At 64.0% G+C, this 2,290-nt stretch carries 1 protein-coding gene and 1 pseudogene; both read right to left on the reverse strand.

Annotation, left to right across the window (positions count from 1 at the left end):
- Positions 1-37: 37 nt before the first annotated feature.
- Positions 38-769, reverse strand: a pseudogene (locus tag ENZ74_RS29615) (glutamate synthase subunit beta); the annotation flags it as partial.
- A 141-nt stretch (positions 770-910) separates the two neighbouring features.
- On the reverse strand, positions 911-2,290 hold a 1,380-nt coding region (locus ENZ74_RS29620), incomplete at its 5' end, for a glutamate synthase-related protein (protein ID WP_245471033.1).

A 2,290-nucleotide genomic window follows, 5' to 3' on the forward strand; every position in this document is an offset into this window, starting at 1 on the left:
TCGCCGAACTGCTCGCCGAACATGATGCCGTGCTCTATTGCGGCGTTTCGGAACCGCCGCAATAGAGCACGGCATCATGTTCGGCGAGCAGTTCGGCGACCGGCTTGTCGACCCCGACATTGACGCCGCAATGGAAGGTCACGCCCTCGCCCTGCATCTGCTCGATGCGCCGGTCGATATAGTGCTTCTCGATCTTGAAGTCGGGAATACCGTAGCGCATCAGCCCGCCGGGCCGGCTTTCGCGCTCGTAGACATGGACGTCGTGACCGGCGCGGCCAAGCTGCTGGGCAGCCGCCATGCCGGCCGGGCCGGAGCCGATGACGGCGACCCGCTTGCCGGTCTTCTTCTCCGGCGGATAGGGCCTGATATGGCCGGTTTCATAGGCCTTGTCGGCGATCGCCTGCTCGACCGTCTTGATGGCGACGGGAATGTCCTCGAGGTTCAGCGTGCAGGCTTCCTCGCAGGGCGCCGGGCAGATGCGGCCGGTGAACTCCGGGAAATTGTTGGTCGAATGCAGGTTGCGGATCGCGTTGTCCCAGTCGCCATTGTAGACGAGGTCGTTCCAGTCTGGAATCTGGTTGTGGATCGGGCAGCCGGTCGGCCCGTGGCAGAACGGAATGCCGCAATCCATGCAGCGCGCGGCCTGTTTCTCGACCTCCTTGTCAGACATCGGCAGCGTGAACTCGCGGAAATGCCGGATGCGGTCGGAGGCCGGCTGGTACTTGTGCACCTGCCGGTCGATTTCGAGAAAGCCTGTTACCTTGCCCATAGTCCAGTTCCTGCTGTCCAGATGGTGCGGTTTTCGCCGCACCCGTTAACCCCTTGAGGCAGCCATGGCAACCTTGCGCCGGAGGTCAAACTGTCGATGAAGATGGGCCGGGAAGCCTGGGCTCCCCGGCCATTGCAAAGCCTATTCCGCCGCAACGCCCATGCGCATGCGTTCCATCTCGATCAGGGCGCGGCGGTATTCGACCGGCATGATCTTGCGGAACTTCGGCCGGAACGTCGCCCAGTCGTCGAGAATCTCGCGACCACGTACCGACCCGGTGTAGTGCACATGGTTCGAGATCAGCTGGTAGAGCCGCTCCTCGTCATGGCTGGTCATGTCGCCGGAGACGTCGACGCGGCCCTTGTGGTCGAGGTCGCCGCCATGGTGCAGCAGCCTTTCCATCAGATCGTCTTCTTCCGGAACCGGCTCCAGCTCGACCATCGCCATGTTGCAGCGCTCGGCGAAATCGCCCGCCTCGTCGAGCACGTAGGCGACGCCGCCAGACATGCCGGCGGCGAAGTTGCGGCCGGTCTTGCCGATGACGACGACGATGCCGCCAGTCATGTACTCGCAGCCATGATCGCCGACGCCTTCGACGACGGCGGCGACGCCCGAATTGCGCACGGCGAAACGCTCGCCGGCGACGCCGGCGAAATAGGCTTCGCCCTCGGTTGCGCCATAGAGCACCGTGTTGCCGACGATGATGGATTCAGCCGCGACGATCTTGGCCTCTTCCGGCGGCCGAATGACGATGCGGCCGCCCGACAGGCCCTTGCCGACATAGTCGTTGCCGGCGCCGACAAGCTCGAACGAGATGCCGCGCGCCAGGAAGGCGCCAAAGGACTGGCCGGCAGTGCCGGTCAGCTTCACCGATATCGTATCCTCGCGCAGGCCCTTGTGCTTGAAGCGCTTGGCCACTTCGCCCGACAGCATGGCGCCCGCGGAGCGGTCGACATTGCGGATATCGACCTCGATCTTGACCGGCAGCTTGCTCTCGAGCGCCGGCTTGGCCAGTTCGATCAGCTTGCGGTCGAGCACGTCGTCGATCGGGTGCTTCTGCCGCTCGGTCCAGTGCACCGCTTCATGCGGCGCATCCGGCTTGAAGAACATCTTCGAGAAATCGAGCCCGCGCGCCTTCCAGTGCACGATCAGGTCGCGCTTTTCCAGAAGATCGGTGTCGCCGATGATCTGGTCGATATGGGTGTAGCCCATCTCGGCGAGCAGCTCCCTCACCTCTTCCGCGACGTAGAAGAAGAAGTTGATGACATGCTCGGGCGTGCCCTTGAAGCGCTTGCGCAGCACCGGATCCTGCGTCGCGACGCCGACCGGACAGGTGTTGAGATGGCATTTGCGCATCATGATGCAGCCGGCCGCGATCAGCGGTGCGGTCGAGAAGCCGAACTCGTCGGCGCCGAGCAGCGCGCCGATGATGACGTCGCGCCCTGTGCGCAAGCCACCATCGACCTGCAGCGCAACGCGCGACCGCAAGCCGTTCAGCACCAGCGTCTGGTGTGTCTCGGC

The organism is Mesorhizobium sp. M7A.F.Ca.CA.002.15.2.1, from assembly GCF_003998715.1.
GTDB classification, from domain to species: Bacteria; Pseudomonadota; Alphaproteobacteria; order Rhizobiales; family Rhizobiaceae; genus Mesorhizobium; species Mesorhizobium ciceri.